Below are 22,108 nucleotides of genomic sequence, written 5' to 3'. Positions count from 1 at the left end.
ACCGCGCTCACGGCACGGCGAACACGAGGGACGCGAGGCTCATCGGATCGTCGCGGGTCACATGCCGCTGCTCCTGACGCGCCCACCGATCCCAGTGAGGACGGTACGTCTCGCCGTCGCGGGCCAGGGCGCGCTCCTTGCGCGACGCCGCCGGCGACTCGAGCCACACCCGCACGTCGGCGAGCCGAGCGGTCGCCGGGGTGAGCACACCGGCACCTTCGACGATGAGCGGCAGAGACGGATCGACGGCATGCGCCTCGGCAGGTTCGCCGACGGTCCAGTCCCACCGCTCCCACACCCCCACCAGTCCCTTGGCGTGCGGCGTCAGGATCAGCTCCCTCGCGCGCTCGACGCCGTCGTCCAGGCCGTCCCAGCCCGGGTAGATCGAGTCGAGCGCCACGAGTTGAACGCGGCCACGCAACGGCCATCGCGCGACGAGCGTGCGTGCCAGCGATGTCTTGCCCGCACCGCTTCGTCCGTCGATGAGCACCACGGGGTTGGATGCGGCGACCTGTGCGACTGCCGCGATGATCCGCTCGACCGCGAACCCGAGCGAACTGCCGACCGCGTCCGGGTTACTTCTTGAGGGTGCGGATGACACGGCTGAGCGCGCGACCGGCGATGAAGACGAACGGAACCGCGACGGTCAGCAGCGCGATGATGTTCGGCTCGAACCGGAGGTCGTCGCCCCGGCGGATGTATGCACCGACCGGGATGGCCCAGCCGCCACCGCCGCCACCGCCGTTCCCCGCCTCGTCAGATCCGCCGCCGAAGCCGGACCACGTCAGCGCCACCGGGATGATGCGGACGCCGTCGACGTCCTGCTGATCGCCGTATGCGCTCTTCACGCCGAAGGACGCGGACTGCTTGCCGAGTTCGAGTGCGATGTTGGGCATGGGTCCAACGTACTCGCCGCCGAGCCGCGCGCACAGCGCGCCGGCGAACTCCGGCGAACCCGCCCGGCCCTGTGCCGGCGTCACCCCTGGTCGCGACGGGGCGGGGGCGGGCTGGAGGGCAGGGTGCCTCCGCCGCGCGTACCGAGCAGCGTCGCGCGGGTGACCGCGCCTCGTCCGAACTTCGCGGTGGCACCGTCGAGCGCGTCCTCGATGCGGCGCCATCCCTCGTCGTCGTCCCACAGCGTCGGCATCGCCGCACCCGCCGGGCGCAGCTTCTCCGCGCGCACGCCGATGAGCCGTACCGGCAGCGCACGATCCACCGACGCGAACAGTTCGTGGGCGGCATCGCCGATGCGCTGCCCGACAGCCGTGGGCTCGGGGAGCGTCTGCGAGCGGGAGATCGTCGTGAAGTCCGCGTAGCGCACCTTGATCGCGACGGTCGACGCCTCCCACCCGCTGCTGCGCAGTCGGGCGCCCACACGATCGGCGAGGCGTCGGAGTTCGGAGCGCAGGATGGCGGTGTCGCCGATGTCTTCGTGGAAGGTCTCCTCGTGCCCCACGCTCTTCTCGACGCGGCTCGTGTCGACCTCGCGCGCGTCGATCCCCCTCGCCAGGTGCCAGATCCGATCCCCCATCGCGACCCCGAGCGCCCGATCCAGCAGCTCGCGGGGCGTGTCGAGCACGTCGGCGATGGTGCGGATGCCGCGTGCCTCGAGCGCTTCGGACGTCTTGGGGCCGACGCCCCAGAGTGCGCGCACCGACCGCGGCGCGAGGAACGCGGCCGTGTCGGCCTCCGCGACGATGAGCAGCCCATCGGGTTTGCTCATCGTCGAGGCCATCTTCGCGACGTGCTTGGTCGCTGCGACACCCACGCTGCACGTGAGGCCGGTCTCGTCGAGGACGCGGCGGCGCAGCATCCGAGCGATCTCTCCGGGACTCCCCCACAGCCGGCGCGCTCCCCGCACATCGAGGAACGCCTCGTCGATCGAGAGCGGCTCGACCAGGGGGGTGACGTCGCGGAAGATGCGCATGACCTGCGCCGACGTCTCGAGATACCGGTCGAAATGAGGGGGGACGACGATCGCGTGCGGACACAGTCGGAGTGCCTGGCCGACCGGCATGGCCGAACGCACGCCGAAGCGGCGGGCCTCGTAGGACGCGCTGGACACGACCGAGCGGCTCTCGGGCGCGCCGATGATGATCGCCTTACCGCGCAGCGACGGATCGTCCAGCTGCTCGACCGACGCGTAGAAGGCGTCCATATCGACGTGCAGGATGCCGGCGCCACTGTCGTCAGCACCCTCTGGTGAGACGACACGGCCAGTCCCGTCGCCACGCCCCATGGCCCGATCCTTCCACCGATCTCCGACATCGAGAGCGAGAGGGCGGATCCCGGTCGGAATCCGCCCTCTCCGAGCAACACGGGTGCTCGCGCACCCTCAGCCGCTACGCGCCGGTCGAGCCGGCCCGCTCGAGCACGAGCTCGCGCACGCGCGCGGCGTCCGCCTGGCCCTTCATCGCCTTCATGACCGCTCCGATGACGGCGCCCGCCGCCTGCACCTTGCCGTCGCGGATCTTCTCGAGCACATCGGGCTGAGCAGCCAACGCCTCGTCGATCGCCGCGATGAGCGCGCCGTCGTCCGAGACCACCGCGAGGCCGCGGGCATCGACGATCTCCTGCGGCGTGCCCTCACCGGCGATCATGCCTTCGAGCACCTGACGCGCGAGCTTGTCGGTGAGCGTTCCCGCGTCGACCAGCGCCTGCAGCGCGGCCACGTCCGCAGGCGTGGCGAGCTCAGCGGGCTCACGCCCCTCGGCGTTCGCGATGCGCAGCAGCTCACCCGTCCACCACTTGCGCGCCGCCGCGGGCGACGTGCCTGCGGCGATCGTCGCCTCGACCTCGGCGAGAAGGCCGGCGTTCACGACGCCCTGGAACTCGATGTCGGCGAACCCCCAGTCCGCCTTGAGACGGCGGCGGCGGGCTGCCGGCGGTTCGGGCAGCGCGGCGCGCAGCTGCTCGATCAGCTCGACGGACGGCGCCACCGGCAGCAGGTCGGGCTCGGGGAAGTAGCGGTAGTCGTCCGCGTCGGACTTGGGACGACCGGGCGACGTGGTGCCGGTGTCCTCGTGCCAGTGGCGCGTCTCCTGGGTGATCGTCCCGCCTGCGGCGAGGATGGCGGCCTGACGCTGGATCTCGTACCGGACGGCGCGCTCGACCGAGCGCATCGAGTTGACGTTCTTCGTCTCGGTGCGCGTGCCGAGCTTCTCCTGGCCTCGGGGGCGCAGCGAGACGTTGGCGTCGCAGCGGAGGTTGCCCCGCTCCATGCGCGCCTCCGAGATGCCCAGTGCGATCACGATGTCGCGGATCGTCGCGACGTACGCCTTCGCGATCTCGGGCGCGCGGTGCTCGGCGCCGAAGATCGGCTTGGTGACGATCTCGACGAGCGGCACGCCGGCGCGGTTGTAGTCGACCAGCGAGTACTCGGCACCCTGGATGCGACCGGTCGAGCCGCCGACGTGCGTGAGCTTGCCGGCATCCTCCTCCATGTGCGCGCGCTCGATCGGCACGGTGATGATCTCGCCGTCGGCGAGCTCGATGTCGACCGAGCCCTCGAAGGCGATGGGCTCGTCGTACTGCGAGATCTGGTAGTTCTTGCCCAGGTCGGGGTAGAAGTAGTTCTTCCGCGCGAACCGGCTCGACGGCGCGATCGAGCAGCCGAGGGCAAGGCCCAGGCTGATCGAATACCGCACCGCGGTCTCGTTGACGACGGGGAGCGCGCCCGGCAGTCCCATGTCGACGGGAGCGACGAGCGTGTTCGGCTCGGCACCGTGGTTCGCGTCGTTCGCCGGGTTGGCCGCCGCCGAGAACATCTTGGTCTCGGTGTTGAGCTCGACGTGCACCTCGAACCCGAGCACCGGCTCGTAGAGCTCCAGCGCCTTGTCGAAGTCCATCAGCTTGTCCTTCGCCATCAGCGGGCACCTCCGTTCGCGCCGAGCGCCGGCGCCCTGTCGAGGAGCGGGCCGCCCCACGAGTCGACGAGCAGGGACTCCAGCGCCGCACCGACGCGGTACAGGCGAGCGTCCTCGTGGGCCGGAGCGAGGAACTGGATGCCCACCGGCAGGCCGTCCTCGGACGCCAGGCCGGACGGGATCGAGATTCCGGGCACGCCCGCGAGGTTCGCCGGGATGGTCGTCACGTCGTTGAGGTACATCTGCAGCGGGTCGTCGATCTTCTCGCCGAGCTTGAACGCCGTGGTGGGCGCCGAGGGCGTCGCGATGACATCCACCGTCGAGAACGCGTCCGCGAAGTCCCGCTGGATGAGCGTGCGCACCTTCTGGGCCGATCCGTAGTAGGCGTCGTAGTAGCCCGCCGAGAGAGCGTAGGTGCCGAGGATGATGCGGCGCTTCACCTCGTCGCCGAAGCCGGCGTCGCGGGTCTTGGCCATGACGTCCTCCACGGTGCCGCCGGGAACGTCGACGCGCAGTCCGAAGCGGACCGAGTCGAACTTCGCCAGATTGCTGGATGCCTCGGCCGGGAGGATCAGGTAGTACGCGGCGACGCCGTACTCGAAGTGCGGCGCACTGACCTCGACGATCTCGGCGCCCTGAGCCTCCATCGCGGCGAGGGCCGCGCGGAAGGACTCCGACACGCCGGCCTGGAAGCCGCTGTCGGGGAGCTCGCGGATCACGCCGACCTTGAGGCCCTTGAGCACCTCGCCGGTAGCGCCCTCGCGGGAGGCGGCCGCGAACGACGGCCAGTCGTGGGCCAGCGACGTGGAGTCGTGCGGGTCGTGCCCGCCGATCACGTCGTGGAGGAGGCCGGCGTCGAGCACCGTGCGCGTGACGGGGCCGACCTGGTCCAGACTCGAGGCCAGCGCGATCGCGCCGTATCGGCTGACGCCGCCGTAGGTCGGCTTGATGCCCACGGTGCCGGTGACGTGCGCGGGCTGGCGGATGGACCCGCCGGTGTCGGAGCCGAGGGCGAGCGGGGCTTCGAAGGCCGCGACCGCGGCGGCCGAGCCGCCGCCCGAACCGCCGGGGATACGCGAGAGGTCCCAGGGGTTGCGTGTCGGACCGTACGCCGAGTGCTCGGTCGACGAGCCCATCGCGAACTCGTCCATGTTGGTCTTGCCGAGCGGCACGAGGCCGGCGGCGCGCGAACGCGCGACGACGGTCGCGTCGTACGGCGACATGTAGCCCTCGAGGATCTTCGAGCCGCTGGTCGACGGCATGTCCGTCGTGACCAGCACGTCCTTGATCGCGAGGGGGACGCCGGCCAGCGGGCCGAGGTCGTCGCCGGCTGCGCGCCGGCGGTCGATGTCGGCAGCCACGTCCAGCGCGTGCTCACTGACGTGCAGGAAGGCGTGCACATCGGCATCGACGGCGGCGATGCGGTCGAGGTGGGCCTGCGTGGCCTCCACGCTCGACACCTCGCCGGCGGAGAGCTTGGCTGCGAGCGCGGCGGCGCTCAGCTTCGTGAGATCGGTCACGTCGGGCCCCTTACTGCTCTTCGCCGAGGATCGCGGTCACGCGGAATCGGCCGTCCGCGGAATCCGGTGCGTTCTGCAGCACCTGTGCGGGCGTCAGCAGATCGCCGGGCACGTCCGACCGGAAGACGTTCTCGAGGGCGATCGGGTGACTGGTGGCGGGGACGTCGGGCGTGGCGACTTCGGAGACCTTGGCGATGTTGTCGACGATCGCGTCGAGCTGGCCGGTGAGGCGCTCGACCTCTCCGTCGCTCAGCTGGATCCGGGCGAGCACACCGAGATGGCGCACGAGATCGGGGGTGATTTCAGACACCACACAAGACTACCGGGGCCGCGCCCATGGCCCCGGGCGTCCCCGGCGTAGGCTGTGCCCGTGACGACCTACGACCCGCCGCGCCCCTGGATCGCCAGCTATGCCGAAGGGGTTCCGGAGGACCTCGCCCCCGTGACCGGCTCGCTCGTCGACATCGTCGATGCGTCGGCACGCGATTACCCGGATGCTGCGGCCCTGCAGTTCTTCGGACGCGAGACGTCCTACCGGTCGCTGCACGAGCAGATCGAGCGCGCGGCGGCAGGACTTCGTGGCCTCGGGGTGAAGGCCGGCGACCCGGTCGCGATCGTGCTGCCGAACTGTCCGCAGCACATCGTCGCGTTCTACGCGATCCTGCGCCTGGGCGCGGTCGTGATCGAGCACAACCCGCTCTACACGCCGCGGGAACTGCGCAAGCAGTTCGAGGACCACGGCGCGAAGCACGCGATCGTCTGGACCAAGGTCGTCGCGACCGTGCAGGACTTCCCCGCAGACCTCGACGTGACGAATCTCATCTCCGTCGACGTGATCACGGCGATGCCGTTCGGCACCCGCCTGGCCCTCAAGCTTCCCATCGCCAAAGCCCGCGAGGCGCGGGAGGCGCTGACCGAGCGGGTCTCGGGGACGGTGACATGGGAGAAGGTCGTCGGGTCGCCGGCGCTGCCGGCATCTCATCCGCGCCCCGGCACCGACGATCTCGCGCTCATCCAGTACACGAGCGGAACCACCGGCACTCCGAAGGGTGCCTCGCTCACGCATCGGAACCTGCTCTCGAACGCGGCGCAGGCGCGCGCATGGGTGCCGTCGATCGTCCGCGGAGACGGATGCATCGTCTACGCGGTCCTGCCGATGTTCCACGCCTACGGGCTCACCCTGTGCCTGACGTTCGCGATGTCGATGGGCGCGCGCCTGGTGCTCTTCCCCCGCTTCGACCCCGACATGGTGCTCGACGTGACGAAGAAGCATCCCGCCACCTTCCTCCCGCTCGTCCCGCCGATCGCCGATCGCCTCCTCAAGGCCGCGCGTGAGAAGGGCGTGTCGCTCACGGGCACCGAGGTCGCGATCTCAGGCGCCATGGCGCTCCCGCATGAGCTCGTGGTGCCCTTCGAGGCGGCGTCCGGTGGGTTCCTGGTCGAGGGTTACGGGCTCAGCGAGTGCTCGCCGGTTCTGATGGCGAACCCGGTCGCCGACAACCGGGTCCCGGGGACGGTCGGTCTGCCGCTGCCGGGCACCGAGTGCCGCGTCGTCGACCCGGACGACCCGACGCAGGATGTGCCCGCCGGCGAGCGGGGTGAGCTGGTCGTGCGCGGCCCGCAGGTGTTCAGCGGCTACTACGGCAAGCCCGAAGAGACCGAGGCGGTGTTCACCGAGGGCTGGTTCCGCACCGGCGACATCGTCACGATCGACGACGCCGGGTTCGTGCGGATCGTCGACCGGATCAAGGAGCTGATCATCACGGGCGGCTTCAACGTGGCGCCCACCGAGGTCGAGAACGCGCTTCGCCAGTACCCGCAGGTGGAGGACGCCGCTGTCGTCGGACTCCCGAGCGAACGCTCCGGCGAGGAGGTCGTCGCCGCGATCGTGGTCGCCCCGGGCCAGGAGATCGACGTCGAAGCCGTGCGTGACTTCGCACGGGGCATCCTCACGCCCTACAAGGTGCCGCGACGCATCTACGTGGTCGACGAGCTGCCGAAGTCCCTGATCGGCAAGGTGCTGCGCCGCCAGGTGCGCGACCGCCTGCTCGCGCTGAACACGGGAGCCTGACGGCTCAGTCCTCGAGGCCGTCGCGCGCGACGGCGATCCGATAGGGATGCAGGGACGCGACGAAGACGCCGGCCGCCACCGCGGGGTCGGAGTTCATCACCTCGCGCGCCGCGCGCTCGTCGTCTGCCTCGAAGATCGCGATGCCGAAAGCGCTCTCGGTCTCCTGTGTCCGCCCCGCGATGACCAGCACACCGCGCTCGCGCAACGAGACCAGGTAGGCGAAATGCTCGCCCACGATGCGCTGTTCGTCGGGCGTCGCATGGGCGACCATCTCGGGCCGGGAGGGGACGATGCGATAGAGCCACTGCGCCATGCCGTCATCATCTCAGCCGTCGCCGGCTGATGCATGGGCCGGCCCAGGCGCTGTCAGCCTGCGTCGGGCAGGAGCGCGTCGAGGGCCTCGGGCCCCTGCGTCACGAGGATGTGGAACTGTGCGGCGTCGAGGATGCGGATGCCGAGCTCCTCCGCTTTCGTGAGCTTCGATCCGGCACCCGGGCCGGCCGCGACGAAGTCGGTCTTCTTCGACACGCTCGATGCGGCCTTGCCGCCGGCCTGGAGAATGGCCTCCTGCGCCCCCTCACGGCTGTAGCCGTCGAGTGAACCGGTCGCCACGACGGTGAGGCCGTCGAGCACACCCCCGGTGCTGACGGCCGCTCCAGGACCGGGGTGGCCGGGCGTGGCGAGCTGGGCGCCTGCCGCCGCCCACCGATCGACGATGTCGCGGTGCCAGTCCACTTCGAACCACTCGCTCAGCGAATCGGCGATGATCCCACCCACGCCCTCGACCGCGGCGAGGTCGTCGCGGGATGCCTCACGGATCGCCGCGACCGAGCCGAACCACTGGGCCAGCGCCCGCGCCGCCACCGGACCGACGTGGCGGATGTTGAGAGCCACCAGGAAACGCCACAGCTCTTTGGACTTCGCGCGCTCCAGCTGATCGATGAGCGTGAGGGCCTGCGCCGACGGCTGCGCGTCGATGATGCCGGCTTTCCTCTCGGCGGGTGTGGGATTGCGCCGGAAGGGCGCTCGCCGAACGACCTCGCCGGACTTCTCGTCGACGCGTGGCTCGCCGGTCTCGGCGTCGCGCACGACCACCTCGATCGGCACCAGCTGCTCGACCGTGAGCTCGAACAGCGTCGCCTCGGTCTGGAGAGGAGGCACTTCGGGCACCGACGGCTGCGTGAGGGCGGCCGCGGTCACCTCGCCGAGCGCCTCGATGTCGAGCGCACCGCGCGAGCCGATGTGCTCGACGCGGCCACGCACCTGGGCCGGGCAGGCCCGCGTGTTGGGGCAGCGCAGGTCGATGTCACCCTCCTTCGCCGGGGCGAGCGGGAAGCCGCACTCCGGGCAGTCGGCGGGCATGACGAACTCGCGCTCGGTGCCGTCGCGGAGCTCGACCACGGGACCGAGGATCTCGGGGATCACATCGCCGGCCTTGCGCAGCACGACCGTGTCGCCGATGAGCACACCCTTCGCGCGAACGACGTCCTGATTGTGGAGGGTCGCCTGACGCACCACCGACCCGGCGACGCGCGCCGGAGCCATCACGGCGAACGGCGTGGCGCGACCCGTACGGCCGACCGACACGACGATGTCGAGCAGCTTCGTGTTCACCTGCTCGGGCGGGTATTTGTACGCGATCGCCCACCGCGGAGCACGGCTGGTCGCGCCGAGCTCGTCGTGCAGCGCGAGCTCGTCGACCTTGACGACGACGCCGTCGATCTCGTGCTCGACGTCGTGGCGGTGCTCGCCGTAATGTGCGACGAAATCGAGCACACCGTCGATGCCGTCGGCCGTGCGGAAGTACGGACTGGTCGGAAGTCCCCACTCGGCGAGGAGCCCGTACGTCTCGCTCTGCGATTCCACCGGTGGGCGACTCCACGCGCCGATGCCGTGGACGAAGAGGCGGAGCGAATCGAGCCGGGCCTGTCCGGCCTCGCGTTCCAGGCCGTCCTTCTTGTCGAGCTGCTGGCGGAGGCCGCCCGACGCGGCATTGCGCGGGTTCGCGAACGACGGGAAACGCCGCTCCGCGCTCAGTCGCGCCTTGGCCTCGTCGAACGTGCGTCCGCGGGCGCGCGTCTCTTCGACGGCGCGATCGCGCATGTCGGCCTGCAGCGCGTTCAGCGCCTCGAAGGCCGCGACCGGGATGAACACCTCGCCACGCACCTCGACGAGGTCGGGGTGTCCGCTGCCCTCGAGCCGCTGCGGGATCCCCGCCACCCGGATCGCATTGATCGTGACATCCTCACCGGTGCGGCCGTCGCCGCGCGTCGCCGCCGAGGTCAGGACGCCCCGCTCGTAGCGCAGGCTGATCGCGAGTCCGTCGATCTTGAGCTCGGTGAGCCACCGCACTTTGCGGCCGGCCGCCGTCTCGGCCTTCGCGCACCAGTCCCGCAGCTCGTCGAGGCTGAACACGTTGTCGAGGCTCAGCATGCGCTCTGCATGCTCGACCGGGGCGAACATCGAGCTCTCAGCCGCGCCGACGGTCTGTGTCGGCGAGTCCTGGCCCTGGAGTTCGGGGTGCAGCCGCTCGAGCTCTTCGAGCCGGTGCATCCACCCGTCGTAGGTCGCATCGTCGACGAGTTCGGCGTTGCGGCCGTAGTACGCGTCGCGGGCGTCGATGATGCGGTCGGTCAGCTCCTGCGCCTCGGCGCGCGAGGCCTCCAGACCGGAGTCGGCGGGGAGGGGCGCCGCCGCATCGAGCGGGGCGGAGGCTGGCGTACCGAGGTCATCCGTCACCGCATCAGTCTAGGAGCGGGGTCGGACACCGCCAGGGCGCAGGCGCCCCCAGAACCGCGCGGCGCGGCATCCGTTCTGGTCTATGCGTCGACCGGAACGGCCGAGACCGTGCGATCGATCGTGAACTGCCCGATCACGCGCGTGCCGTCGTACAGCACGGCCGTCTGACCCGGAGCGACGCCGTCGAACGGCTCCTCGGGAACCACCGTCAGCAGGCCGCCCGCGAGCGTCGCGGTCGCCGGCACGGGGTCCGCGTGGGCGCGGATCTGCACATGGCAGGCGAACGCGCCGGCGGGCTGAGGACGCCCGGCCCAGGAGTACCGCTCCCCCGCGATCTCAGCGGTGGCGAGGGCTTCTTTCGGACCGACGACGACGGTGTTGGACACCGGTCGCACCTCGAGCACGAAGCGCGGCTTGCCATCGGGCGCGGGAACGCCGAGCTGAAGGCCGCGGCGCTGGCCGACGGTGAAGGCATGCGCGCCGTCGTGCGCTCCCACGACCGTGCCGGCTCGGTCGACGATGTCACCGCGCTCCGCGCCGACCTTCTCGGCGAGCCAGCCGCGCGTGTCGCCGTCGGGGATGAAGCAGATGTCATGGCTGTCGGGCTTGTGCGCGACGGTCAGTCCGCGTTCCTCGGCCTCGGCGCGCACCAGGGCCTTCGACGGTGTCGCACCCAGGGGGAAATACGTGTGGGCGAGCTGCTCGGCATTCAGGACGCCGAGCACGTAGGACTGGTCCTTCGCGGCATCCGAGGCCCGGTGCAGTTCGAGACCCTCCGGGCCGTCGACCAGCGTGGCGTAATGCCCCGTGCACACCGCGTCGAAGCCGAGCTCGATCGCGCGCTCCAGGAGCGCGGCGAACTTGATCTTCTCGTTGCACCGCATGCACGGGTTCGGCGTGCGTCCGGCGCGGTACTCGGCCACGAAGTCGTCGATGACGTCGTCACGGAACCGCTCGGAGAAGTCCCACACGTAGAAGGGGATGCCGAGGCGGTCGGCGGCCCGGCGCGCGTCCATGGCGTCCTCGATCGTGCAGCAGCCGCGGCTGCCGGTGCGCAGCGTGCCGCCCGCCCGTGAGAGCGCCAGATGCACGCCGACGACCTCGTGCCCCGCCTCGACGGCCCGGGCGGCCGCGACGGCGGAGTCCACTCCACCGCTCATGGCCGCAAGGATCCGCATGGGTCCAGTCTACGAAACCCTGCCTGACCGCGGCCCGGACGCCGCTCGCGCGCGCTCGACGACGTCGGGAAGCACCGCGAGCACGGCATCGACATCGGAGTCGGTCGTGGTGCGCCCCAGCGTCACCCGCAGCACCTGGCGCGCTTCGGCATCGGTCCGACCCATCGCGAGCACGACGTGCGACGGCTCCGGCACTCCCGCCTGACACGCCGATCCCGTGGACACCTCGACTCCCGCCATGTCGAGGAGGAAGAGCAGTGTCTCGCCCGACGCCCCGGGGAAGAGCAGGTGAGCGTTCCCGGGGACGCGGTCGATCGGGTCTCCGAGCAGCTCGGCATCGAGGATGGAGCTCAGGATGCCGCGCACCAGCCGTTCCCGCAGGACCGCCAGCCGTCCCGCCTCCGACACCCGTTCCGCCTCCGCCAGTTCGGCGGCGACCGCGAAGGCGACGGCGCCGGGCACGTCCTGCGTGCCGGCGCGCAGTCTCCGCTGCTGACCGCCGCCGTGCAGGAGGGCGGTGAGCTCCGCGCCGCGCGCGACCACGAGCGCGCCGACGCCAGTCGGACCGCCGATCTTGTGCGCGGACACGCTCATGGCTGCGAGCCCGGCGCGGCCACGGGCATCACCTCGCCAGTCGCGGAAGGACACCGGCACGTGACCGAACGCCGCCACCGCGTCGAGGTGCAGCGGCACGCCCGCCGCCGCGGCCGCGCCCGACAGCGCGGCACCATCGTTCACCGTGCCGGCCTCGTTGTTCGCCACGAGCGCGGTGGCCAGAGCTGCGCCCGACAGCGCCGCGGCGAACTCGTCGAGGCGGATGCGAGCAGCGTCGTCGATGCCGACGTGCCGGAGGTGCGCCCCCTGCGCCTCGAGCCATTCGACCGCGTCGAGGGTGGCGTGGTGCTCGCCGTCCGGCAGCGCCACGGCGTCGGAATCGGGTCGGCGCGCCCACCACAGGCCCTTCACCGCGAGGTTGACGGCCTCGGTGCCGCCCGAGGTGAACACGATCTCGATCGGGTCGGCATCCACCACCGCGGCGAGGCGCTCGCGCGCCTCCTCCAGCACGCGTCGCGCATGCTGGCCCGCGCCGTGGATGGACGAGGCGTTGCCCACCGTCGTCGCGGCGCCGACCCACGCGTCCCGCGCCTCCGGTCGCAGCGGCGCGGTCGCGGCGTGATCGAGATAGATCCGCGCGTCGCTCATGACCGGTCGGCCTCCTTCGCGATCGGAGTGGCGGGCTGCTGCATCCGAGTTCCGTGTCCGGCAGGACCCGGTGTCGTAACACCGCCGACTCGGACCATGGTTATGGTAGTCCGCATGATCAGCCCGGTCTCCGTGATCTCGCCCCCGGACGCGGATCTGCTCGATCCCCAGCTCGATGGACTCGGCGTCGTGCTGCTCGACGGGCACGCACGCCTGCGCGTCTGGTCGGACGCGGCGGACGCGATCGACCTCGTCGTCTTCGACGACACCGACCTCGACTGGATCACCGCGATCGAGCCTCTGGTCGCGATCGGCGGCGGCGTCTGGGAGATCACGACGCCGCTCCTGCGCCCCGGCACGCGATACGCGATCCGCGTCGACGGGCCGCAGGCCCCCGGCAACACCTTCAACCGCGGCACGCTCCTGCTCGAGCCGTACTCCCGCGGCCTGGTCCGCACCGGGTACGACGGCTGGCGCTCGGAGGTCGTCGACGGATCGTTCGACTGGGGCGGCGTCGCGAAGCCGGCGATCCCGATGGACCGCACCGTGCTGTACGAGGGCCACCTCAAGGGCCTGTCGAAGCGGCATCCCGACGTCCCGGGCGCCCTCCGCGGCACGTACGCCGGCCTCGCCCACCCGGCCATGGTGCAGCATTTCCTCGACCTCGGCGTCACCAGCATCGAACTGCTGCCGATTCACGCGTTCACGACCGAACCACGGCTGCTCCAGCACGGACTCACCAACTACTGGGGTTACAACTCGCTGAACTTCTTCACCCCGCACGCCGACTACGCCACCGAGGATGCACGTCGGCAGGGCCCCGAAGCGGTCCTGCGCGAGTTCAAGGGCATGGTGAAGCTGCTGCACGAGGCGGGGCTGGAGGTGATCCTCGATGTCGTCTACAACCACACGGCCGAGGAGGGCATCGGCGGTCCGCGCTCGAGTCTGCGCGGCATCGACAACCGCGCCTATTACCGCCAGCAGGAGGACGGCGCGTACATCGACGTCACCGGCTGCGGCAACTCGGTGAACACGTCGACGGATGCTGCGGCCCGCCTGGTGCTGGACTCGCTGCGCTACTGGGCGAACGAGGTCCAGATCGACGGCTTCCGCTTCGACCTCGCCGCGACGCTCGGACGCGACGCGGGGCACGTGTTCACCCCGGAGCATCCGCTGCTGCGCACCATCCTCGACGACCCCGCGCTCGCCGGCGTCAAGATGATCGCCGAGCCGTGGGACGTGGGCATGGGCGGCTGGCAGACCGGCAACTTCGGCGAAGGCTGGAGCGAATGGAACGACCGCTACCGGGACCGCGTCCGCAACTTCTGGCTGAGCGACGTCGACTACGCCCGCCGTGCCTCGACCTCCCCGGTCGGCATCGGCGGGTTCGCGAACCGCCTCGCCGGTTCCGCGAACACCTTCGCGGACGTGCGGGGTCCGCTCGCGGGCGTCAACTTCGTGACCGCCCACGACGGATTCACACTGCGCGACCTCGTGTCGTACGACGTCAAGCACAACCTCGGCAACGGCGAGCAGAACCGCGACGGCGCCGACACCAATCGCTCCTTCAACCACGGCGCGGAGGGACCGACCGACGACGAGCGCATCCTCGCGACGAGGCGCAAGGCCATGCGCAACCTCCTGGGTACGCTGCTGCTGTCGGCCGGCGTGCCGATGCTGACCGCCGGCGACGAGTTCGCCCGCACGCAGCGCGGCAACAACAACGCCTACTGCCACGACTCGGTCCTGACGTGGCTGTCGTGGGAGCACGCACCGTGGCAGCGGGACCTGTATGCGCACGTGCGCCACCTGCTCCGGCTGCGTCGCGAGAACCCGGCGCTGCGCCCCAGCCGCTTCGCGCGGCTCGGCGAACGCACGCCGTCGGCGTCCGTCATGGAGTGGTACGACGAGCACGGCGAGACGATGTCGATCGAGCGATGGACCGATCCCTCGCACCGCACGCTGCAGTACGTCGCCGCATCGACGCCCGAGTTCGAGGGGTTCAACCGTGTGCTGCTGATGGTCCACGGCACGGAGCGGGCGATCGACGTCACGCTTCCCGACGTGGAGGACGTGACACGGTACGTCTCGCTGTGGTCGAGCGCCGACGAGACGCCGTCCGAGAGCGGGGAGACCTTCGCACCCGGGGACATCGTCTCGCTCGCCGGCACGTCGATGCGCCTCTTCCGTGCCGAGTAGCCCCGAACCGGCGGTGAAATCGCGCCACCTCGTCACGTCGCTGTCATCCCGGTCGGGCGCGCGATAGGTTCGAGTCGTGGTCACGAAGACGCGCTCCGTGCGCTCCCGCCCGTGGCGGAGCGCCTCGGCACTCCCTGTCCGCAAGACCCGCGCCTGGCAGGCGGAACGCGATACCGCAGCGCGGCGCGTTCCTCTCGCCCAGCCGACACCGGCGGTTCCCTGGGGCGATTACCGGCCCACGGCGTTCGCCGGCGAAGTCGTGCCGTTCGGGGTGACGTCGTTCCGCGAAGGGCATGACCGCATCGGCGTGCAGGTGCGGCTGTTCTCGCCCTCCGGCGACGAATCGCTGCATCGCCTCGAGCCGCTCGAAGACGGCTTCGACCGGTGGCGGACCGAGGTCGCCCTGCTCGAGCAGGGCGTCTGGCGGTTCCGGTTCGAGTCGTTCGGCGACGACTTCGCCACGTGGGAGCACGCCGCATCGCTCAAGATCGCGGCGGGCGTGGATGCCCCTCTCATGCGCGAGATGGGCGCTCGTCTGTTCGAACAGGCCGGTGCCGAGAGGGGCCGCCCCGCGGCGGAACGCCGGGCGCTCGCCGATGCGGCGGCGTCCTTGCGCGACAGCGAGGTCGACGATGCCGGGGCGCTGTCGATCGTCGAGGACCCTGCGATCGCACAGTACTTCCACGCGCGGCCGGTCATGTCGCTCGTGACCATCGGGGACGACCTCGAGCTGCTCGTCGAGCGCGAGCGCGCCGGCGTCGGCGCGTGGTACGAGTTCTTCCCCCGCTCCGAGGGTGCCCGTCGCCTCAAGGACGGCACCGTCACGAGCGGCACGTTCCGCACGGCGGCCAAGCGTCTCCCGGCGGTCGCGGACATGGGCTTCGACGTGCTCTACCTGCCGCCGATCCACCCGATCGGCACGCTCAACCGCAAGGGACCGAACAACACGCTCGACGCGGGTCCCGGCGACCCCGGCTCGCCGTGGGCGATCGGCTCGGCGGCCGGCGGCCACGACAGCGTCCACCCCGACCTCGGCTCACTCGCGGACTTCCGCTCGTTCGTGCGCAAGGCGCGCGAGGCGGGCATCGAGATCGCCCTCGACCTCGCACTGCAGGCCGCGCCCGACCACCCGTGGGTCACGGCGCATCCCGAGTGGTTCACCACTCTCCCCGACGGGTCGATCGCCTATGCCGAGAACCCGCCCAAGAAGTACCAGGACATCTACCCGGTCAACTTCGACAACGATCCGGCGGGGATCCGCGCCGAAGTGCTGCGCGTCGTGCGCCACTGGATCGCCCAGGGCGTGCGCATCTTCCGCGTCGACAATCCCCACACCAAGCCGCTGCAGTTCTGGGAGTGGCTGATCGCGACCGTCTCTGCCGACGAGCCGGACGTCGTCTTCCTCGCCGAGGCCTTCACGCGGCCCGCTCCCCTGCAGAGCCTCGCGTCGGCCGGCTTCCAGCAGAGCTACACGTACTTCACGTGGCGCAACACGAAGGCGGAGCTCGAGGAGTTCCTCTCGGGCCTCGCGCACGAGACCTCCGCCTTCCTCCGCCCCAACCTCTTCGTCAACACCCCCGACATCCTCACCGAGTACCTGCAGTTCGGCGGCAGGGCGGCGTACCGCATCCGCGCCGCCATCGCGGCGACCGCCGCCCCCAGCTATGGCGTGTACGCGGGTTACGAGCTCTACGAGAACGTCGCACGCCCGGGGTCCGAAGAGAACATCGACAACGAGAAGTACGAGTACAAGGTGCGCGACTGGGCCGGTGCCGTCGAGCGCGGCGACTCGCTCGCGCCCTTCCTCACCCGCCTCAACGAGATCCGCCGCGCCCACCCGGCTCTGCGACAGCTGCGCAACCTCAGCGTCCACTGGAGCGACGACGACGCGATCCTCGTCTACGCCAAGCACCTCGACGCGGCGCTGTCGCCCGACGGCCGCAGCGACACGATCATCGTGGTCGTCAACACCGATCCCCACTCGGTGCGTCAGACGATGGTCCACCTCGACACCCGTGTGTGGGGCGTCGAGCCCGGTACGCCGTACGAGGTCGAGGACCTCGTGACCGGCGGCCGCTGGACGTGGTCGGATCACAACTACGTGATGCTCGACGCGTTCACCGAGCCGGTCCACATCCTCCACGTGAAGGAGCCCCGATGACGCCCACCGACCAGGTCCTCGATGCCGTCGCGGCGGGCTCGCACCACGATCCCCACGCCGTGCTCGGCATCCATCCCGACACGGATGCCGAGGGCACCGCGACCTGGATCATTCGCGCCCGCCGGCCGCTGGCACGCAGCGTCACCGCCGTGTTCGCCGACGGGACCCGCGTGCCGCTCGAGCACGTGCGCGCCGGGATCTGGGAGGGGACGCGCGCGGGCGCGCTGAACCGGTACGAGCTGCTGACCACGTACCCCGAGGGTCCCGACTTCCGAGCCGACGACCCCTACCGCCACTCCCCCACCATCGGCGAGCTCGACCTGCATCTCATCGGCGAGGGACGCCATGAGGAACTGTGGCGTGTGCTCGGCGCCCATCAGCGTGAGCACGACGGCTCGTGGGGAACCGCCTTCACCGTGTGGGCGCCCAACGCCCGTGCGGTGCGTGTGGTGGGCGACTTCAACGGCTGGGACGGCCAGGGGCACGCGATGCGCTCGATGGGCGCGAGCGGCGTGTGGGAGCTGTTCATCCCCGGTGTCGGGCAGGGCGCGACCTACAAGTTCGAGCTGCGCGCCCGCAGCGGTGACTGGGTGCTCAAGGCCGACCCGGTGGCCCGGTTCGCCGAGGTGCCGCCGGCCACAGCATCCGTCGTCGTCCAGACCTCGTACTCGTGGGGTGATGCCGCCTGGCTGACCCAGCGCGCGAAGTCGACCCCGGTGTCGCTCCCGATGTCGGTGTACGAGCTGCACCTCGGCTCGTGGCGTCCGGGGCTGTCGTACCGGGAGGCCGCCGACCAGATCATCGACTACGTGAGCGCGCAGGGCTTCACCCACGTCGAGTTCCTTCCGCTCGCCGAGCACCCGTTCGGGGGGTCGTGGGGCTACCAGGTGACCGGGTACTACGCGCCGACCAGCCGGTTCGGGCACCCCGACGACCTCCGGTACCTCATCGACCGGCTCCACCAGGCCGGCATCGGCGTGATCATGGACTGGGTGCCGGGCCACTTCCCGAAGGACTCCTTCGCCCTGGCCCGCTTCGACGGTGAACCGCTGTACGAGCACGCCGACCCGCGGCGGGGCGAGCACCGCGACTGGGGCACGTACATCTTCGACTACGGTCGCAACGAGGTGCGCAACTTCCTCGTCGCCAACGCGCTCTACTGGTTCGAGGAGTTCCACGTCGACGGGCTGCGCGTGGACGCCGTGGCCTCGATGCTCTACCTCGATTACTCGCGCGAGGACGGCGAGTGGGAGCCCAACGTGCACGGCGGCCGAGAGAACCTCGAGGCGATCCGCTTCCTGCAGGAGGTGAACGCCACCGCCTACAAGCGGTACCCCGGCATCGCGATGATCGCCGAGGAGTCGACGAGCTTCCCCGGCGTCACCGCGCCCACCAGCCAAGCCGGACTCGGTTTCGGCTTCAAGTGGAATATGGGCTGGATGAACGACTCGCTCCAGTACATCAAGCGCGATCCGATCTATCGCTCCCACCACGAGGGCGAGCTGTCGTTCTCGTTCGTGTATGCGTTCAGCGAGAACTACGTGCTGCCGATCAGCCACGACGAGGTCGTCCACGGCAAGGGCAGCCTCTTCTCGCGGATGCCGGGCGACCACTGGCAGAAGCTGGCGAACATGCGCGCGTTCCTCGCCTACATGTGGGGGCACCCCGGCAAGCAGCTGCTGTTCATGGGCCAGGAGTTCGGCCAGCTCTCGGAGTGGTCGGAGGGCCGCTCGCTCGACTGGTGGCTGCTCGATCAGCCCACGCACGCGCAGCTCCAGCAGTTCGTCGGCGCGCTGAACCGGGTCTACCGCGAGGAGTCCGCGCTCTGGGCGCGCGACAGCGACGGGGCGGCGTTCACGCGACTGGGTGCGCCGAAGTGGAATCCCAACGTGATCGCCTTCGCCCGCAGGGACTGGCACGGCAACACGATCGTCGTCGCGGCCAACTTCTCGGGCAACCCGATCTCGTCCTACGAGCTCGACATGCCCGAGACCGGGGTGTGGGACGAGATCCTGAACACCGATGCGCAGCTGTACGGCGGGTCGGGCGTCGGAAACCTCGGCGTGGTCCACGCGGGAGCGGGCGGCCGCGCGTCGCTCGTGCTGCCGCCGCTGGGCGTCCTGTGGCTCCGCCACCGGACGGACGCCCACATCCCCTCGCCGACGCAGGGCTGAGAATCCTCCGACACGCGACGAGGGCCCCGGATGCAGCATCCGGGGCCCTCGTCCGCGAAGCGCGGATGATCCGTCGTCAGGTGCGAAGATCGCTCAGAACAGCAGCGACGCCAGGCGGCCGCGCGCGGCGATGACGCGCGGGTCCGCATCGCCGACGAGCGCGAACAGCTCGAGGAGCCGCTCGCGCACCGGCGTGCGCTCATCGGCCGGAAGCTGGGCGAACAGGTCGAGCAGGCGCCCGTAGGCGTCTTCGACGTGCCCGCCGGCGAGGTCGAGATCGGCGACGGTGAACTGCGCGGCCACGTCCTGCGGGGCGGATGCTGCGGCCGCACGGGCGGCCTGGAGGTCGACGCCCTGCACCCGGTCGAGCAGGCGCACCTGGCCGAGGCCGGCGCGCGCCTCCGCGTCCCGGGGGTTCTCGACGAGGGCCTGCTCGTACGCAGCGACTGCGCGCGCGTAGTCGCCCTCCTCGATCGCCGCGAACGCCTCGGCGTGCAGCGGGGGAAGCGGCGGCTCGGCGGTCGCCTCCGCCTCCTGGGGTGCAGCCTCACCGTCGACGGTCGCGGAGCCGGTCACGCCGTTCTGGGCGGCGAGCTGAAGCAGCTGAGCGAACACTTCGCGCACCTGCTGCTCGGGAACCGCGCCCGTGAACATCGGCACCGGCTGGCCGGCGACCAGAGCGACGACCATCGGAATCGACTGGGCGCGGAACGCCTGCGACAGCTGGGGGTTGGCGTCGACGTCGACCTTGGCCAGCACCACCCGCCCGCCGAGCTCGACCACCACCTTCTCGAGGATCGGGCTCAGCTGCTTGCAGGGTCCGCACCACTCGGCCCAGAGATCGACGACCACGGGGACGGTGCGCGAAAGCTCGAGCACCTGCGGGAACGTGTCGTCGGTGACGTCCAGCACGAGGGACGGAACCGCGACGCCGGCACCGGCCGGAGCTTCCTCACCCGGCGCGGCGGGCGCCGGACGGTTGCGGAGGGAGGACAGGTCGACGGCACCGCGCAGGGAGGCGCCCAGAGTGGGATCGGTCACTACAGAATCTTCGCATCGAGGATGTCGGACGAGTAACCGAGGAGCCGGATCTTCTCGTTCGAGCCCGGACCGGGCACGTAGAAGAACACCTGGTCGCTGAAGGTCGTGGCGAACCCGGTCTGCGACTGGTCGACGCCGGCGAGCGTCTTGACCGTCCGGTTGTCGTTGACCTTGATCACGGCGTCCGCGTTGGTCGGCTTCACGGTGTCGATCTCGTTGATGTTCACGGCGACGATCGCACCGCTCTCCACCGTCTGGAGGGCGAACGGCGCCTGCACGCCCGCGGCCGAGCTGAACTCCAGGTTTCCGGTCGACGACGCGGTCTTGTTGAACTCGTCGAGCCGCCGCTGGCGGTCTGCCGCGATGCTGGCCCGGAGTTGATCGCCGTCGGCCTCGAAGAGGTCGTAGTACAGGCTCGACTCACCGTTGGTGATGATGTCCGAGTACGCGGCGGCGATCTCGTTCGGCGGGAGGAGGAGGAACGGCGAGTCCGGCTCGACCTGCGGGGCGCCGATGTATGCCGGCGCCAGGTCGGGAAGGGAGGTCGAGGCCTCGAGGCTTCCGACATAGGACAGCTTGTAGTCCGCCCACTGATCCTGCTGCGTCAGCACCATGATGCTCGAGGTCTTGGACTCGTCGTCATCCGCGACGGCGATGACCGAGCGCGGCCACCCGTCGTACGCCTGCGGGAGGATGATCTCGAGCGGCTTGGCCAGGATCGGCGCCGGCGCCGGGTAGTCGCCGAGGGCCGCGCGCAGCTTGTAGTTCGTGTCGCGCGCCGCGAGCGCCGCGCCCTCGAGGCGCGTTTCGGCGAGGTCGCCGTCCATCGCCGCGTCGGCGTCGGCCACCGTGGCGGCGATGCGGGTGAGGATGCGCTCGGCCTGGGCCTTCGTGACCGCCGGCGCCTGCTGGCCCTCGGGGGCGATGACGGTGGCGGTGGGCGATGGCGTCGGCGACGCGCCGAGCTGCGGCCAGGCGTCGGCCGAGCAGCCCGAGAACAGCAGCGCCGACACGGCTACCACCGGGAGCACCGCGAGCGCGCGTCGCCCGCCGCCCGAGACGGCACGGGGCGTCTGCTTCGAGCTGCTGATCACACCCTTGTCGTCGTGGTCGATCGCGATGTCGATGGGCTCGGTGACAGGCAGGGGCAGGCCCTTGCGTCGCGGCCCGCGCTTGCGGCGCGCGTGGCGGATGCCCAGGATGTACAGGAACACGCCCACGGCCATCAGGATGCCGCCGCCGACGATGAGCGGCCCCGCCCACGGCGTCGACGTCTGCAGCGGCCAGGAGACCGTCACCGCGCTCGGCGCGGGGGCGGTGCCGTCCGCGGCGACGAGCACGCTCATGTCCTCCGGCAGCTGCAGCGGAGCGATGAGAAGGTCGGTCTGCTGGTACTCGTCGAGCCACAGGTCCGATCCGACAGGTGTGCGACCGGCCGCCTCAGCCGCAGCGTCTTCGCTCGTCGCATCGGGGGCAGCGGCATCGTCAGCAGCGGCGTCCTCGGCCGGCGCTTCCTCGGTGGGATCCACCGTCGCGTCGACCGCGGGCTCGACCACCGCGGTCTCGAGGGCGCCCTCGTCGTCCAGTGTGACGTGGGTGTAGGTCGAGTCGGAGAGCCATGCCTCGATGTCGGCGGTGCGGCCGTAGGAGGCGAAGATGTCGCCCTCGGCCTGGGCGCGCAGCGTCTGCGTGCCGGGCATCTGATTGAGCACGGCGCCATCGATGAGGAGGTACGGAGTCTGCTCTTCGACCGAGATCGCCGTGGTCTCTGTCTTGGGTCCCTGGAAGATCGTCCGCTGGGCGATGCCGGCACCGATCATCACGGTGGCGAGCACGAACGCCGCCACGGCCCACACGAAACGCACGAAGAACACCTTTCCCGGGGCGCGCGGACACAGCGCAACCCTTCGATTCGACAGTTCAGACTAGCGAACACGACCTGTGAGGCGCGTGGGA

Annotated in this window: 16 protein-coding genes; 4 read left to right on the top strand and 12 right to left on the bottom strand. The window is 70.6% G+C overall.

The window, feature by feature from the left end; all coding sequences use genetic code 11:
• Positions 1–7: 7 nt before the first annotated feature.
• From AC3A46_RS02440 to gatC, 6 genes are all read right to left on the bottom strand, one after another.
• Positions 8–601: a nucleoside/nucleotide kinase family protein gene (locus tag AC3A46_RS02440; RefSeq protein ID WP_487663645.1), complete on the bottom strand. Its 594-nt coding sequence runs from the start codon at positions 599–601 to the stop codon at positions 8–10.
• The gene (locus AC3A46_RS02435) at positions 576–896 is read right to left on the bottom strand and encodes a hypothetical protein (RefSeq protein WP_487663644.1); all 321 of its coding nucleotides are present in this window, start codon (positions 894–896) and stop codon (positions 576–578) included. Before AC3A46_RS02435 ends, AC3A46_RS02440 begins: the two co-directional genes overlap by 26 nt.
• Before the next feature lie 80 nt (positions 897–976).
• Positions 977–2,239, bottom strand: coding sequence for a DNA polymerase IV (locus tag AC3A46_RS02430; protein WP_487663643.1), 1,263 nt, complete (start codon positions 2,237–2,239; stop codon positions 977–979).
• A 103-nt stretch (positions 2,240–2,342) separates the two neighbouring features.
• On the bottom strand, positions 2,343–3,866 hold the full coding sequence (gatB, locus tag AC3A46_RS02425) for an Asp-tRNA(Asn)/Glu-tRNA(Gln) amidotransferase subunit GatB (RefSeq protein ID WP_487663642.1): 1,524 nt from the start codon (positions 3,864–3,866) through the stop codon (positions 2,343–2,345).
• Entirely contained in the window at positions 3,866–5,386 is a 1,521-nt protein-coding gene (gene gatA, locus AC3A46_RS02420; RefSeq protein WP_487663641.1) for an Asp-tRNA(Asn)/Glu-tRNA(Gln) amidotransferase subunit GatA, read from the bottom strand. The genes gatB and gatA overlap by 1 nt, the downstream gene beginning before the upstream one ends.
• A gap of 10 nt (positions 5,387–5,396) precedes the next feature.
• Complete coding sequence (gatC, locus tag AC3A46_RS02415; RefSeq protein WP_116196676.1) at positions 5,397–5,696, bottom strand: Asp-tRNA(Asn)/Glu-tRNA(Gln) amidotransferase subunit GatC; 300 nt, start codon at positions 5,694–5,696, stop codon at positions 5,397–5,399.
• 60 nt (positions 5,697–5,756) lie between these two features.
• On the opposite strand from gatC, the gene AC3A46_RS02410 reads away from it, so the two are divergent.
• A complete protein-coding gene (locus AC3A46_RS02410; RefSeq protein WP_487663640.1) occupies positions 5,757–7,457 on the top strand; it encodes a long-chain-fatty-acid--CoA ligase in 1,701 nt (566 codons plus the stop codon).
• Positions 7,458–7,461: 4 nt separating this feature from the next.
• Here the strand turns inward: AC3A46_RS02410 and AC3A46_RS02405 are convergent, their stop codons facing one another.
• The 4 genes from AC3A46_RS02405 to AC3A46_RS02390 all read right to left on the bottom strand — a co-directional run bounded on the left by AC3A46_RS02405 (position 7,462) and on the right by AC3A46_RS02390 (position 12,577).
• Entirely contained in the window at positions 7,462–7,770 is a 309-nt protein-coding gene (locus AC3A46_RS02405) for a YciI family protein (RefSeq protein ID WP_487663639.1), read from the bottom strand.
• 53 nt (positions 7,771–7,823) lie between these two features.
• The gene (gene ligA / locus AC3A46_RS02400) at positions 7,824–10,124 is read right to left on the bottom strand and encodes an NAD-dependent DNA ligase LigA (protein ID WP_487663700.1); all 2,301 of its coding nucleotides are present in this window, start codon (positions 10,122–10,124) and stop codon (positions 7,824–7,826) included.
• Between the two features lie 152 nt (positions 10,125–10,276).
• Positions 10,277–11,374, bottom strand: coding sequence for a tRNA 2-thiouridine(34) synthase MnmA (gene mnmA, locus AC3A46_RS02395; RefSeq protein WP_487663638.1), 1,098 nt, complete (start codon positions 11,372–11,374; stop codon positions 10,277–10,279).
• 9 nt (positions 11,375–11,383) lie between these two features.
• On the bottom strand, positions 11,384–12,577 hold the full coding sequence (locus AC3A46_RS02390) for a cysteine desulfurase family protein (protein ID WP_487663637.1): 1,194 nt from the start codon (positions 12,575–12,577) through the stop codon (positions 11,384–11,386).
• Between the two features lie 114 nt (positions 12,578–12,691).
• Between AC3A46_RS02390 and glgX the strand changes: the two genes are divergently transcribed.
• From glgX to glgB, 3 genes are all read left to right on the top strand, one after another.
• The gene (gene glgX, locus AC3A46_RS02385) at positions 12,692–14,776 is read left to right on the top strand and encodes a glycogen debranching protein GlgX (RefSeq protein ID WP_487663636.1); all 2,085 of its coding nucleotides are present in this window, start codon (positions 12,692–12,694) and stop codon (positions 14,774–14,776) included.
• Positions 14,777–14,852: 76 nt separating this feature from the next.
• Positions 14,853–16,937, top strand: a complete 2,085-nt coding sequence (locus tag AC3A46_RS02380) for a maltotransferase domain-containing protein (RefSeq protein ID WP_487663635.1) — start codon at positions 14,853–14,855, stop codon at positions 16,935–16,937.
• Positions 16,934–19,111 carry a 1,4-alpha-glucan branching protein GlgB gene (gene glgB, locus AC3A46_RS02375; RefSeq protein ID WP_487663634.1) on the top strand — a complete coding sequence of 726 codons (2,178 nt, stop codon included), beginning with the start codon at positions 16,934–16,936 and terminating at the stop codon, positions 19,109–19,111. The genes AC3A46_RS02380 and glgB overlap by 4 nt, the downstream gene beginning before the upstream one ends.
• Before the next feature lie 93 nt (positions 19,112–19,204).
• On the opposite strand, the gene AC3A46_RS02370 is transcribed toward glgB, so the two are convergent.
• Positions 19,205–20,152: a tetratricopeptide repeat protein gene (locus AC3A46_RS02370; RefSeq protein WP_487663633.1), complete on the bottom strand. Its 948-nt coding sequence runs from the start codon at positions 20,150–20,152 to the stop codon at positions 19,205–19,207.
• Positions 20,152–22,017, bottom strand: a complete 1,866-nt coding sequence (locus AC3A46_RS02365; RefSeq protein WP_487663632.1) for a DUF8094 domain-containing protein — start codon at positions 22,015–22,017, stop codon at positions 20,152–20,154. The genes AC3A46_RS02370 and AC3A46_RS02365 overlap by 1 nt, the downstream gene beginning before the upstream one ends.
• Positions 22,018–22,108: the final 91 nt, after the last annotated feature.

It is taken from the genome of Microbacterium sp. Soil_C_42, from assembly GCF_057656735.1.
Note: the sequence above shows the minus strand (reverse complement) of the source record. Positions and strands in the feature narration are given on the sequence as shown.

Bases quoted from the DNA above. Each gene is read 5' to 3' on its own strand.
- AC3A46_RS02435 (WP_487663644.1), bottom strand. From the start codon at position 896: ATGCCCAACATCGCACTCGAACTCGGCAAGCAGTCCGCGTCCTTCGGC.
- AC3A46_RS02430 (WP_487663643.1), bottom strand. From the start codon at position 2,239: ATGGGGCGTGGCGACGGGACTGGCCGTGTCGTCTCACCAGAGGGTGCT.
- gatB (WP_487663642.1), bottom strand. From the start codon at position 3,866: ATGGCGAAGGACAAGCTGATGGACTTCGACAAGGCGCTGGAGCTCTAC.
- AC3A46_RS02405 (WP_487663639.1), bottom strand. From the start codon at position 7,770: ATGGCGCAGTGGCTCTATCGCATCGTCCCCTCCCGGCCCGAGATGGTC.
- mnmA (WP_487663638.1), bottom strand. From the start codon at position 11,374: ATGCGGATCCTTGCGGCCATGAGCGGTGGAGTGGACTCCGCCGTCGCG.
- AC3A46_RS02390 (WP_487663637.1), bottom strand. From the start codon at position 12,577: ATGAGCGACGCGCGGATCTATCTCGATCACGCCGCGACCGCGCCGCTG.
- glgX (WP_487663636.1), top strand. From the start codon at position 12,692: ATGATCAGCCCGGTCTCCGTGATCTCGCCCCCGGACGCGGATCTGCTC.
- glgB (WP_487663634.1), top strand. From the start codon at position 16,934: ATGACGCCCACCGACCAGGTCCTCGATGCCGTCGCGGCGGGCTCGCAC.